General features: G+C 69.1%; 10 protein-coding genes. 6 read left to right on the top strand and 4 right to left on the bottom strand.

The features are described from left to right. Window positions 1-83 precede the first annotated feature (83 nt). On the top strand, window positions 84-1,058 hold the full coding sequence (locus CP973_RS22985; RefSeq protein WP_150244481.1) for an amidohydrolase family protein: 975 nt from the start codon (window positions 84-86) through the stop codon (window positions 1,056-1,058). A 353-nt stretch (window positions 1,059-1,411) separates the two neighbouring features. Then, complete coding sequence (locus tag CP973_RS22980) at window positions 1,412-2,512, top strand: alpha/beta hydrolase (RefSeq protein ID WP_150244477.1); 1,101 nt, start codon at window positions 1,412-1,414, stop codon at window positions 2,510-2,512. Between the two features lie 126 nt (window positions 2,513-2,638). On the opposite strand, the gene CP973_RS22975 is transcribed toward CP973_RS22980, so the two are convergent. Beyond that, a complete protein-coding gene (locus tag CP973_RS22975) occupies window positions 2,639-3,322 on the bottom strand; it encodes a TetR/AcrR family transcriptional regulator (RefSeq protein WP_150244475.1) in 684 nt (227 codons plus the stop codon). Between the two features lie 143 nt (window positions 3,323-3,465). Between CP973_RS22975 and CP973_RS22970 the strand changes: the two genes are divergently transcribed. After that, window positions 3,466-4,968 carry a carboxylesterase/lipase family protein gene (locus CP973_RS22970; RefSeq protein WP_150244472.1) on the top strand — a complete coding sequence of 501 codons (1,503 nt, stop codon included), beginning with the start codon at window positions 3,466-3,468 and terminating at the stop codon, window positions 4,966-4,968. Between the two features lie 326 nt (window positions 4,969-5,294). Here the strand turns inward: CP973_RS22970 and CP973_RS22965 are convergent, their stop codons facing one another. Beyond that, window positions 5,295-6,314 (bottom strand): hypothetical protein, encoded by a 1,020-nt coding sequence (locus CP973_RS22965; RefSeq protein WP_150244469.1) that lies wholly within the window; start codon window positions 6,312-6,314, stop codon window positions 5,295-5,297. A gap of 282 nt (window positions 6,315-6,596) precedes the next feature. Continuing rightward, a complete protein-coding gene (locus CP973_RS22960) occupies window positions 6,597-6,836 on the bottom strand; it encodes a transposase (RefSeq protein WP_425282070.1) in 240 nt (79 codons plus the stop codon). Between the two features lie 159 nt (window positions 6,837-6,995). Here CP973_RS22960 and CP973_RS22955 point away from each other — a divergent pair, with 159 nt between their 5' ends. After that, the gene (locus tag CP973_RS22955) at window positions 6,996-9,632 is read left to right on the top strand and encodes a SpoIIE family protein phosphatase (protein WP_150244455.1); all 2,637 of its coding nucleotides are present in this window, start codon (window positions 6,996-6,998) and stop codon (window positions 9,630-9,632) included. A 540-nt stretch (window positions 9,633-10,172) separates the two neighbouring features. After that, complete coding sequence (locus tag CP973_RS22945; protein WP_150244452.1) at window positions 10,173-10,976, top strand: alpha/beta fold hydrolase; 804 nt, start codon at window positions 10,173-10,175, stop codon at window positions 10,974-10,976. Window positions 10,977-11,144: 168 nt separating this feature from the next. Here CP973_RS22945 and CP973_RS41450 read toward each other — a convergent pair whose 3' ends face one another. Continuing rightward, window positions 11,145-11,276, bottom strand: a complete 132-nt coding sequence (locus tag CP973_RS41450) for a hypothetical protein (RefSeq protein ID WP_280119026.1) — start codon at window positions 11,274-11,276, stop codon at window positions 11,145-11,147. A 787-nt stretch (window positions 11,277-12,063) separates the two neighbouring features. On the opposite strand from CP973_RS41450, the gene CP973_RS22940 reads away from it, so the two are divergent. After that, window positions 12,064-12,765 (top strand): TetR/AcrR family transcriptional regulator, encoded by a 702-nt coding sequence (locus CP973_RS22940; RefSeq protein WP_341874851.1) that lies wholly within the window; start codon window positions 12,064-12,066, stop codon window positions 12,763-12,765. Window positions 12,766-12,867: the final 102 nt, after the last annotated feature.

The raw sequence follows: 12,867 nt of genomic DNA, 5'->3' as shown, positions 1-12,867 counted from the left end.
TGTTCACCGCGTTTCCGACCGCGTCGAGGAATCGGTCGCCGTCGCCCGAAAGACCGCACAGACGAGGACTCATATCCCCTCTCATGCCTCTCTTCGATATCGAAACACACTGGATCATGCCGGACTTGACGTCCGCCCTTCGTGCCATGCGGCACCCCGACGAAAGCCTGCTCTTCAATGAGACGGGTGACCATCAGCACCGTTTGGAGGACCTGGGGGACGGCCGCACGGCAGCCATGGATGCCCAGGGCATTGCTGTGTCGATCCTCGCCCTGACCCCGCCGGGAACGCAGCCGCTACCGCCCAATGAGGCTTTGCCGCTGAGCCGGGCCGCGAACGACATGGCCGCAGCGGCCGTCGCCCGGCATCCGGACCGCTTTCGCTCGCTGGCCACGCTGCCCCTGTCGTCGCCGAAGGACGCTGCGGGCGAACTCGAAAGAGCCGCGGGCACGGGACACGTAGGTGCCATGGTGTACGGCAGATCAGGAGACCTGTTCCTCGACGATCCCGCCTACGACGACTTCTTCTGCGTCGCGTCGCAACTCGGTCAGCCGGTCTTCATCCACCCCCAAATGCCCTCTGCGGCCATCCGTGACGCCTCTTATCGCGGGTTCGGCTCCATGACCGATCTCGCCCTCGCCACCTACGGGTGGGGGTGGCACCTGGACGCCGCGACAGCGGCACTGCGGCTGATCCTGCGGGGAACGTTCGACCGTCACCCCGAGCTCCAGATCGTGCTCGGTCACTGGGGAGAGATGCTGCTGTTCTGGCTGGACCGGGCCGACAGCCTTTCCCGCACCGCCGGTTTGCAGCGCTCGGTAAAGGACTGCATCCGATCGAACTTCCACTTCACCGCCTCCGGCATGCTGAACCCGGCACTTCTGCGGCATGCCCTCTCCGTCACCTCCGTGGACCGTTTGATTTTCTCAACCGATTACCCTTTCCAGCGGCCGACCGGAGGGGACATCGATTCCTTCCTGGCCCACTTCACATCAGACGCGGAACGGCGACAGTTCACCTCGGCCAACGCGGCATCGTTGTACGGCATCGACCTCTAGGTCTGGGAGCCGGAACGGCCCCAGGACACCCAACGGAATCCGTAGCGGCTATACGTACTACCTACAGACCGACGGCATCGAAACCGCAGCCCAGGGACGTAAGCACCACGATCGCCACCCATGGCGGGACCGTTTCCGGGCGGGGCCGCGTGACCGGAGTGGCGGAGGCCACACAACCGTCCCGGACTTTTCGTCATCTAGCTTGTCAGACGTTGTTTCCCCGTCGCCCCGGTCGGGAGAACGTGCGTGTGTGCGTCGCGATCTCCGGACTGCTGTGCCCTGTACGACGGTGTACCAGAGCCCGGGGCGGCGCCCGCGGCCCGGCTGACCGGCCGCCCGTAAGAAAGCGCCACATGGGTCTCACCAGTAAGAACGTGCTGCTCCTGGCCGTCCTTTTCGCGGTAGGGCTCTTCGCCCTGACCATCTGGCTGTGGCCTCGCCTGTCCAAGCGCAACTGGCGCGCGGTCGTCGGCCGTGTCGGCCTGCTGCTGGCGACCCAGTTGTCGATTTTCGCGGTGGTCGGTCTTCTCGCGAACAATGCGCACCTCTTCTTCGGCTCCTGGGGGGAACTGCTCGGCGAGAAGCAGGATGTCGTGAGCACCGGTCCGAACGGCGCCAAGGTGAAGGTGCTCGGCAGTGAGCAATCGGGTCTGCCCGGCGGTTCCCGGCCCCAGGCCGCCGGCCGGATCGAGAAGGTCGTGCTCAAGGGCGAGAAATCCAAGATCAACAGCCCGGCGTTCGTGTATCTGCCGCCGGAATACTTCCAGGCCAAGTACGCGAACAAGCGGTTCCCGGCCTCCGTGGTGCTGACCGGCTACCCGGGCATCGCGCAGAACCTCTACAAAAAGCTGCACTTTCCGCAGACCCAGCACGACCTGGTCCGCAAGAACAAGATGCAGCCGACCATACTGGTGATGATGAGCCCGGCCGTCGTGCCGGGCCGCGACACGGAGTGTGTGGACGTCCCGAAGGGCCCGCAGACCGAGGCCTTCTTCACCGACGACGTACGCCACGACATAGCCGGCCACTACCGGGTGGGCACCGAGGCCAGGAACTGGGGCGTCATAGGGGACTCCACGGGCGGCTACTGCGCCCTGAAGATGCCCATGCGCCACCCGAAGGCGTTCTCCACCGGCGTGGCCCTTTCCGCCGATTACAAAGCCCCCCGCGACGCCAAGACCGGCGACCTGTTCGGCGGCGACAAGCAGCTGGAGCGGGAGAACAACCTGCTGTGGCGGCAGAAACACCTTCCCGCTGCGCCGGTGAACCTCCTCGTCACCTCCAGCAAGCAGGGCGAGCCGAATTACCGGGACACGCTGAAGTTCATCCAGCAGACCAAGTCCCCTGGCCGCATCGCGTCGATCATCCTCGACAGCGGTGGCCACAGCTTCAACACCTGGCGCCGGGAGATACCCGCCGCCCTGGAGTGGATGAGCGGCCACCTCAAGGCATAGCGCCTGCCATAGCCCCTGCCATAGCCCTGCCGCCAGGGCCGTGCCTTTCGCGCGATTCCCCGGCGAATGCGGCCAGGATGCCCGCCGCCCGGCAGGTCAACGACGTGTTCGCGCAGCCTCTGCGGATCAGTTTCTGTCCGGTGCAGCGGCGGTGCCGGGTTCGGGAAGGCGGTTTGTCGTACCGGTTCCCCGTTTCGTCCCCGGGCGATGCTCTTCTTGCGTGAACAGCCGGTCCAGGTAGCGGTCGACGGCGGTGAGGACCTCTTGGGGGTCGAGCACGTTCAGTTCGAGCAGGGGAGTGAAGCCGGTCAGGGCGAGAAGCAGGTTGGTCTCGGTGGCCGGGTCGCGGTCGGGGCTGATGTGCCCGTCGGCGATGGCCTGGCGGACCAGCCGCTCCACGGTGGCGCGCCCCTGGAGCATCCCGTCGCGCGCCCGTGCGTGAACGCTCTCGTCGTGCAGCGCCTCCAGGACATAGGCCGCGCTCATCCGGCTGGTCGCACGGGCGTCGGCATGCAAAGGGAGCATTTCGGTGAGCATCAGCCGGAGCACGGCGCGGGGGTGCGGCCGGTCGCCGAGTTCCTGTACGCCCCGGCCGACGCGCAGTGCGGTCTGTTCGGCCGCGAAGTCCATCGCGAAGGTCAGCATCGCCTCGCGGGAGGCGAAGTAGTGCTGTACCGCCCCGTGGGAGAGGCCGGCCTCCTGTGCGACCTCGCGCATCGTCAGGTGTATCGCGCCGCGCCGCTCGACCACACGCCACAGCGCCCGGGCGATCGTCTCGCGGCGTTCACGGTGGTCCACCTGCTTCGGCATGGTCGGCCTCTCTGTAGCTGGTCGTCTCGGTGCCCGCGGTCCGCCCGCGTTGCCATACAGTTGACATAATACAGTTGGCCGATAACGCTGGGGCCCTTCGACGTGACGACCGGCCGACCGGCCGGCCGGGGAGGGGCAGCAGCATGTCTGAGCAGCCAAGAGTGCGTACGACGGAGGGCGTGGTGGAGGGCCGCCGGCGCGGCGGGCAGGTGGCCTTCCGCGGCATCCCGTATGCCCAGCCGCCCGTGGGCCGGCTCCGGTTCGCCGCACCGGCCCCGCCCCGGCCCTGGGAGGGGACACGGCAGGCGGCTCGGTTCGGGCCCCTGGGACCGCAGTCCGTGCCGGTGCGCGCACCCTCGGCGAAAGGCACCGACTGGCTGACGCTCAACGTCTGTACCCCGGACCCGTCAGCGGCGGGGCTGCCGGTGCTGGTGTGGTTTCCCGGCGGCGGCTACATGACGGCGGACTCCAGCGACCCGATGTACGACCCGACGGCACTGGCCGAGGCCGGTCTCGTCGTGGTCAGCGTCAACTACCGGGTGGGCGCGGAGGGCTTCGCCCTGCTCGACGGCGCCCCGCCCAACCGTGGCTTCCTCGACCAGATCGCGGCGCTGCACTGGGTACAGCGCAACATCGCCCGCTTCGGAGGAGACCCTGACCTGGTCACCGTTGCCGGACAGTCCGCCGGGGCGGGATCGGTCGCCGCCTTGCTGACGATGAAGCCGGCGCGCCCTCTGTTCCGCCGGGCCATCACCCATTCGGTGCCGGGCTTCCACTGCACCCCCGCGCTTGCCCGACAGGTCGCCGCCGCGCTCGCGGACCGGCTCGGCACCGCGCCCACCGCCGAGGCCTTCGGCGACATCGCCCCGCAACGCCTGGCCGACGAGGTCACCGCCCTGGGCGCCGACCTCCCCCGCCACCAGCAGAGCTGGGGACGGCTCGCCCACGTCGGCATCGCCGTGTGCCCCGTGGTCGACGGCGAAGTCCTGGGCGAAACACCCTGGACCGCCTTGTCCAGTGGCCGTGCGAGCGGCATCGAACTCCTCGCCGGCCATATGCGCGACGAATTCCGGCTGTTCAGCGTCATGACCGGGCGGCGGGGCACGTTCACCGACGAGGACGCCCGCACCGCCTTGGACCTGCTCGCCCCGGCACCGGGCGGCCCGGACGCCTACCGCGCCGCCCACCCGCGCGCCACCCCGGAAGAACTGCTGGAAACAGTGTTCTCCGACGCCACCTTCCGGATGCCGTCGCTGCTGCTGGCCGAGGCGAACGCCACAGCCGGCGGCAGCTCGTACCTGTTCGAGCTGGGTCTCGCCTCCCCGGCGCTGGGAGGCAGCCTGGGTGCCTGTCACAGTCTCGACGTGCCCCTGGCGTTCGGCACGATGGACAGCCCCATCGGCAAGCAGCTCTTCGGCGACCAGCCGCCTCCCGAGGCCGTCGCGGTCTCCCGGGAACTCCGGCAGGCATGGGTCCGGTTCGTCACCACCGGTGACCCCGGATGGCCCGCCTACCACCCCGACCAACAGCTCACGCGCATCCTGGCCGCCGAATCGCAGACCGTTCCCTATCCCGAGCACACCTCGCGCCGGATCTGGGCGGGCCGTCCGCCCGCCCCCTTCGACCTCGACCTCACGGAAAGCTGACCGACGCCAACTCGCCTGCTAGTGATGTTGCCGGTGTGTTGTTGTGGAGGCAGTCCGGTCGTAGCGAAGCAACTGTCGGCTCTGATCACAACCTCGTCGGACAACCTCGTCGGACAACCTCGCCGGGTGCGCAGACGATGCTGGGCCCTCGATCCGACACCCGGTGACGGCCATGTCAACGCCCGTCGCTTTCAGCAAGGCGATCTGAGACTTCAGGTACCTCGCTCAACCGGCCCGGGGCCTCGCTCGTCGTGCACCCGTGTGCCGTACACCCGTGTGCCGTGCACCCGTGTCACGAGTCCGATCGGTGACCATCGAGAAGAAGCTCAGCGGGTCCCGTAGCGGGTGGCGAGTGCGTGGAACGCCTGCTTCGGTTCCCAGGGCATGCCGGGACAGGCGCGCTTGTCGGCGGGATAGCCGCTGTGCTCGTCGAGGACCTTGACGATGCCGTAGGAGGCGAGGTCCTCGTCCGGTCCGGATGTCCGGTGGGGTGTGCTGAAACCGGCGAAGCTGAACCAGAAGACGGAGTCGACGCCCTCTTCCTCGAAGACGGTCATGAGATCGTCGAGGTAGCGGACCTGCTCGCTCTCGTCGCGCACCAGGCCGGGTTTGAGGGTGACGCCGTCGGCCTCCTTCGCCATGTACCAGCCGGCGCCACCGTACTCTCCCGCTCCCCGGTAGGTGCAGCAGCCGGCCTCCATGATGGCGACGGGTTTGCCGTGGCCGCATTCCTTGCGCAGGTCGGTGCGGTAGGTCGCCGCGTTGCGCAGACTACGGAAGGCGTCCAGGCCGACGATGTCGAACGGGGCCCAGTCCACGCCGTCCAGAGGGCAGGAGGCGTAGCTCACGCGGCCGCCGAAGAGGGGCCGCACGGCATCCACGACCTCCCCCAGGAAGGCGTTGACCTTGTCGGGGACGCCCTGGAGCGCGGCTTCGCGGCCGGGTCCCGCCAGGACCGGAATGCGCTCGTTCAGGGTGTCACCGGGCAGGTAGCCGCGGGCGAACACGCTGATTTCGCAGCCGGTGACGAGGACGACCTCGGTGCCGTCACGTCGCAGTCGCTCCGCCCGTTCGGCGCAGTCGGTGAACAGCGGCAGCATCTCGGCGTTCGACAGCTCGCAGGGAAACGGCGAGAACCAGACCTCCAGCCCCGCCTCCGCCGCGTACCGCGCAGTGGTCTCGATACGGTCCGGATCGCCCCCGGTGATACGGACCGCGGTGCAGTGCAGGTCTTCCGCGATGACACGCATGTCCCGTTGGACGTCCCGAACGTCGAAGACGGGGCGCGACGTGTCGCCGTTGGGAAAGGTGCCGGTGTCGTAGTGGATGCCCTTGCCGCGCAACATGACGAATACCTCCGGTGGGGTGGCCGTGCCTGCCGTACGGCGTCATCGTCCAAGTTGCCGCTGCGTCAGCGTCAAGCCGTACCGCGGCCGCCCTGCCGCCGAACACTCGACCAGACCCGGTACTCCCGGAGCGTGGTGGAGAAGAACGACCGCGGTTACGCGGAGACGGCTCACCGACCGGCCAGGGAGGCGTAGCGCCGCTTACCGGTGGAGGCGGGGCTGGGTACGCACGTCCCGGGCGAGGGCGAAGTGGTGGCGCCTGTCCGGCAGCACCTGACCACCTCACAGGATGCGCTGCCAGGCGCCGTCCGCTGACCAGCGCCGATACCGCTCGTAGACGGTTTGCCAAGGCCCGTACCGTTCGGGCAGGCCCGGTACGGCACCCCCCGTACAGGCCCGGGTACGGCACACCATTTGCCACCGTGCGATGCTCCGCCCCTGCCCGCCCGACCGGCCCTCAACCGCCAACCGCGACTCGATCGCCCACCACCGCACATCGGTCAGCTCATGCCGCCACACCATGTCCGACGCCTGCCCGGATCCGGGCAGCATGACCCAACCCGCCGGCAAGAACCATCAAAGACGACCTCAAGGTGGGAGACGTCCCCGGGCCCCCGGACCCGGTGGATCACACCGCACGGACCCGTTAGATTTTCGCTCCCTAGAGGGATTGATGGTGCTATGGATAGCTCCAGTCCACCCGGAGTCCTCTTTCGGCTTTTCCCTCCGGAGGCGCGCAGTGCGCCGCTGGCCCGGCGGTTCGTGCGGTCGGCGTTGCGGGGTGTTGCGCCGGAGGTGGTGGACACCGCCGAGCTGCTGACCAGTGAGCTGGTGACCAACGCGGTGCTGCACGCGCGTACCGAGGTGGAGGTGCGGATCTGGTCGCACGGGGGACATGTGCGCGTGCGGGTCGGCGACGGCCGACCGGACCGCCCGCTCGTGCCGCGGGAGTCCAGGCCGTATGCCGGTGCCGGAAGGGGCCTTGCCGTGGTCGCTGGGCTGGCTTCCAGTCATGGAGCCCACGTGGGGGAGGGGCGCAAGACGGTCTGGTTCGAGCTATGGCCGAAGGCCCCGGTGCCGCCGACGTCCGGGTGGGGATCCATGCCCATGTACGGGCGAACCGCGACCGTGACACTGATCGACATGCCGTACATCGTGTTCCGTGCGGCGCAACAGCACGGTGACGAGCTGCTGCGCGAACTGATGCTGACCCCACGCGTCGAGGAGCGCGCCGGAGTGTCGGGCGCCGAACTGCTCATCGCCAACGACGTGGCCAATGTGATCAACGCGTGCATGACATCCGCGCTGGCGGAGACGGTCACCAGCGGCGCCACGGTGACCTTGGACATCGCGTTCCCGCTGGACGCCGCGCCCGCCGTGGACACGTTGCGGCACGTGTTCGAACAAGGCGACGTGGCGGCGCAGCTGGAGTCCCTGCTCACCCTGCCGGCTCCGCCGCACGTGCGGAGCCACGACCGGTGGATGCTCGACCAGCTGGTCACTCAACTCTCCGGAGGTCCGCCCACCGCGTGGACGCTGCTGCCCGGCGTGCCGGACACGACCTTTGTCGAGCTGGCGCCGTGGGACGCCGGCGATGTGGAGGACAGCAGTGTTCCGACTGTCGCGGCCGACGAGGACGGCTGGATCATCGCGGCCAACGCCGCTCTGGCCGACCTGCTGGGATGGCAGGCCGACGAGCTCATCGGCCGACCGTTGACCGTACTGATTCCCGAACATCTGCGCGAGCGTCATCGGGCTGGGTTCACCGCGCTCCGGCTGACCGGCCGGTCCCGCATCATGGGCCGGTCCATCCCGCTGCCGGCGTTGCACCGCGACGGCAGCCTGGTCCATGTGCGTCTGCACGTCCAGAGTCAGGAGGCGGTGGACGGCCGCGCCGTACGGGTCGGCCAGTTCAAGCCCACAGCGACGGCCGCCGGGGAGGACCGGCCGGTATCACGTCCCGATCACGGACCCTCGGTCCGGCTGCATGCCGGCGCGGCAGCAGCGCCGCGGGCCGGCGATGAGAAGGCGACACGGGCTTGGGAGCGGTTGAGCCTGCTGGCCGACACCACCACCGCGCTGTCGAGCACACTCGACTTGCGCGAGGGACTGCGCCGAGTGTGCCACGTCCTCACCCAGCAGATGGCCGCCTGGTGCGTGGTCGACCTGCTCGACGAGCACGGGGACGCCGAACGGGTCTGCGTCGTCCACCGCGAGCCCCGGGCGCTGAGTGTCGGGGTGGACCTCGGCAGGCTGCCCCCGGTGTCCGAGAACGCGCGAGGACCGCTGGCCCGGGTACTGAACGGCGCGGGCCCCCTGCTGATCACCGACATCCCCTCACCGGACCAGGCGGAAAGCGCCCTGGACGCCCGGCAGCTGAGGCTGTTCGAGCAACTGGGCGCCGGCAGCACGATCATGGCTCCACTGCGGGCCCGACGTGAGGTGCTGGGCGCCCTCATCGTCGTACGTACCCGCCACGACGCCCCCTTCACCGAACAGGACGCGCTCCTCGTCGCCGACCTCGTACAGAGCATCTCGCTGAGCGTCGACAACTCCCGTCTGCACCAGCACACCCGTACCACGGCCGAGCGCCTTCAGCGCTCCCTGCTGCCCCGCCTCCCGCACATCCAGTCCATGGAGATCACCGCCCGCTACGCCCCGTCCAGTACCACCGCCCAGGTCGGCGGCGACTGGTTCGACGCCTTCACTCTGCCCGACGGCGACACGGCATTGGTCATCGGAGACGTGTCCGGACATGATCTGAACGCCGCCGTAACGATGAGCCAACTGCGCAACATGCTCCGCGGCATCGCCGTCGACTGCCAGGACCGGCCGTCGGAGGTATTGCGCCGCCTCGACCTCGCGACCCTCACCCTGTACCCACACTCCACCGCGACCTGCGCCTACGCCGTCGTCAAAGGTCCCCACAACAACGACCCACGGGAAGTGCACCACTCATCCGCCGGACACCTCCCCCTGCTGCTGACCTGTCCCAACGGCGATACCGACTACCTGGACTCCGCCTCCGGTCTCCTCATCGGCATGGACAGCACCCTTCCCAGAACCACCGCCCGCGACCTGCTGCCGGCCCACTCCACCCTGCTCATGTTCACCGACGGCCTGATCGAACGCCCGGGAGAATCCCTCAGCGACGCCTTGGACCGCCTGCGCCGGCACACCGCCGCCCTCGCCCAGGCACCCCTCGACGTCTTCTGCGACGAACTGATCCTCAGCCTCGGCGCCGGTAGCACCGACGACATCGCCCTGCTCGCTCTACGCCCCATTCCGCCAGGCACTCAGGAACGACACGGACGCTGAGCGTGCGCATCGCGGCGGTCTGCCGCTGCACCGCTTCCGCGACGGCCGGGTCCACCGGCGTGCGGCGGGGCCGCCTCCGGGTGCGCGGCGAGTGCGCGGTGGTAGCCGTCCGAGGCGTTTTCCCGGGTGCGGACGGGATCGGTGGTGAGGGAGCGGCGTCTACCGGCGTCGGCGGCCGCCGCCCTCAAGGTCACGGGAGAGGATGTCTCGCCGCGCCTGGTGGAGTCCGGGGGCAGTACGCACTCTCGGCATCCGGCTCGGCGTGGCGGGCCGGGCAGGAACTGTGCCGACCGTGCCTACCTGCGCCGCCGGAACATCAAGGCGAACATCGCCGAACCGGCCGACCAACAGGCCAACCGCGGGAAGCGCTGGTGTCCTCGCAGTGCATGGCGGGACGTCGGAAGCGCGATGCCGCCCCGCTCCGATCGCTGACGCTTTGGTGGCGACGGCAGCTTCTGGTGAGGCGCGGGTCCGCCCCTCTGCGCGCGCCCGTCGACGGGCTGCTGGTGGGCTGTCGGCCGGGCGGCGCAGACTGGGCGCATGGCAGAGCTTGCGGCAGCGTCCGCGGACGGCGCGATGGTGACCGCTCTCGACGACGGCGCAGGGCCGCCGCTGCTCCTCGTCCACTGGGGCGGTGGAAGCGCCGGATGCTGGGACGGCGTCATACGGTCTCTGGCCGGCGACTTCCGGGTGGTCAGAATCGCCCGTCGCGTCTACGTGCCCGGAGCGAGTGTCCCGCCCGGGTATTCCATGGCCGTCGAGGCGGCGGACGTGCTGACGATCGCCCGGCTCCTCGGCCGCCCCGTGCTGCTGGTCGGGCATTCCTCGGGTGCGGTCGCCGCGTTGGAAGCCGCGGTGCAATCGCCTGAGAGGCTGGCGGGCTTGGTCCTTTACGACCCGCCGGTGCCCACCCGGTCACTGGTCGGGGGAACGGCGGCCCGGCGCGCTCGCGAGGCCCTCGCCGCTGGGAACCCTCGTGAGGCCATGCGGATTCACCTGCGTGACATCTCCCAAGAACCCGCGGAGCTGGTGGAAACGCTCATCGCGAACCCGAAGGCGCTTGCTGTGTTCACTGCGCAGGCGACCGGGGCGCTGGCCGACACCGACGCGATCGACGCGCTCGGGGTCGGCGTCGACCGCTTCCGGCGGCTCGGCGTACCGACCACCCTGGTGGAGGGCGAGCGAAGCCCCCTCCACCTGAGGGAGCGAGTGGCCGACCTGGCGGACGCCCTGCCGAACGCGCGGGTCGTCACACTCGCCGGGCAAGGACACGCGGCTCACCTCACAGCCCCCGACATGCTGGCAGACACGATCCGGGAGGCGGCCGAACGGGCTTTTTGCTAACGGCTCTCCGTCCCACATCGAGCGCCTCGTCGACGGCGGCACGGCGGCTCGTCTCGGTGAATCGACAGGTGGTCGGCACAGCAGACCGGTTTCCGAAAAACGGCGGACGCGAAGGACGGCGGGCGAAGGACGGAATCCCGGCTCCAGCGACTACCCACCCGAAGCTGCTCATGGTCGGCCAAGGACGCTCGTAACACGAGGGCATGCGGCCAGGGTGGTGACGCCGTTGACCATGAGGAAGTCCCCGGCCTGGTCCGGGCCGCCGTGGCCCCCGGCGGCCCGGACCAGCTCGGTGGGCATCAGCAGCATGGTCCGGCTCAACGGGATCTCGGCGGAGGGTGAGGTCCCGTACGTCCACACGTCCCCAGGGGCGCGGCGGCCGGTCGGGGTGGGGAAGATTCGGGAAAGACGTGGTGGTTGCGGCTTACGGAACGACGTGGGCGCGGGCGCGCGAGTCGGTCCTGTCCCGGACGGAACGTGCCTGCGGGGCCGGTCATCGAGGGCTGAGTTCGATGGCCAGCGCATTGGTGAGGCGCATCAGTATCGCCTTGCCGGCCCCGTACATCGCGATGCCGGTCTCCGGCCGGATACCTCCGGGGGACGTCACGTTTGACGATCGCGCCGCCGTGTCGGCGCATCCACGCTGTGTTGATCTTCTGAACCCATGACAGCGGCGACAGCGCGGAGAGGACGCTGACCTCGACCACATTGCGGGCGAGCCGAGTTCAAGTTCCATCGCGGCCCGTACACGGGTTGATGCCGGTGTTGTTGCCGAGTGCGTGTCCGCGGCGCCGAGCGCGGCGACGGCAGCGGCCAGGGCGTCGGGCTGGCGTCCGATGATCATCGCCTTCGCGCCCTCGGTGATCGGACGCTAGGCGGTTGCGAGCCCGATTCCGCGGCCGTCGCCCGTGATGATCGCGGTCTGTCCCGCGAATCGCTCGGCCATGGTTTCTCCTCGACGGGTTGGCGCAGGTCATTGACGGCCGGCGGTCTGCGCTGCCGAGATGTTCCGGGACAGCGGCCGCGCCACCCGTCGAACCGATGACGTCGTGTTCGTGTTCATGACGCATTCGGGGCCTGTTGATACGTGCCGAACGGGACCTGTCGATACGAACGAACGGGAGGTGTGGCATCGCGGCTGATACGATCTCGAATCGTGTTCGATAAAAGTGCGACAACTCGGACCCCGGCTCGGTCGGCAACGCAGCGCCGCGGGGTGGAGCGCAGGAAAGCCATCCTCGATGCCGCTGAGGCCGTGCTTGCCGAGCGGGGTTACGAGGCCGCCACTCTGAAGGCGACCGGTGAGCGCGCCGGTATCCCGATCGCCTCCATGTACCACTACTTCGCCGACCGGTACCAGGTCGATGCCGAGCTGCTGCAACGGCACCTGAACGAGCTGGACAGGCTCATCGGCGACACCTTGGCCGAACCCGGGGCGCAGACCCTGCGCGAGGCCGTCGACGTCATGGTCGACCTGCTTCTCGGCTACCTCCGCCGCCACCGGAGCTGCACGGAACTCTGGTTCGCGGGCCGTCACGCCACACTCGACGAACTGGTGCGCGCCTTCGACGAGGCGCAGGCGGAACGGCTCTGGCGCCACCTCGTCGAGCAGCGCTTGGTACCCGCCGACACACCGCTGCTCGCCCTGCTTCTCGCCTTCGAGGTGGGCACCCGGCTGTTCGACACCGCTTTCCGGCGCTCGCCGACCGGTGACGACGCCACGATCGACGAGGTGCGCCGCCTCGTCACCGCGTACCTGGAGACGTATGCCTCCGAAGAGAAACGGTGAATCGGCCGACGCACCGAGCCGGTCCGACGCGCCCTGTCACCACCGCGCGGCTGTCCTCCGGCCGCGCGCGGCCGGCTGACGCAGCGGGCCGTCCCACCGCAC

The organism is Streptomyces albofaciens JCM 4342, from assembly GCF_008634025.1.
Lineage (GTDB): Bacteria > Actinomycetota > Actinomycetes > Streptomycetales > Streptomycetaceae > Streptomyces > Streptomyces albofaciens.
This window is presented reverse-complemented; position numbering and strand designations above follow the sequence as displayed.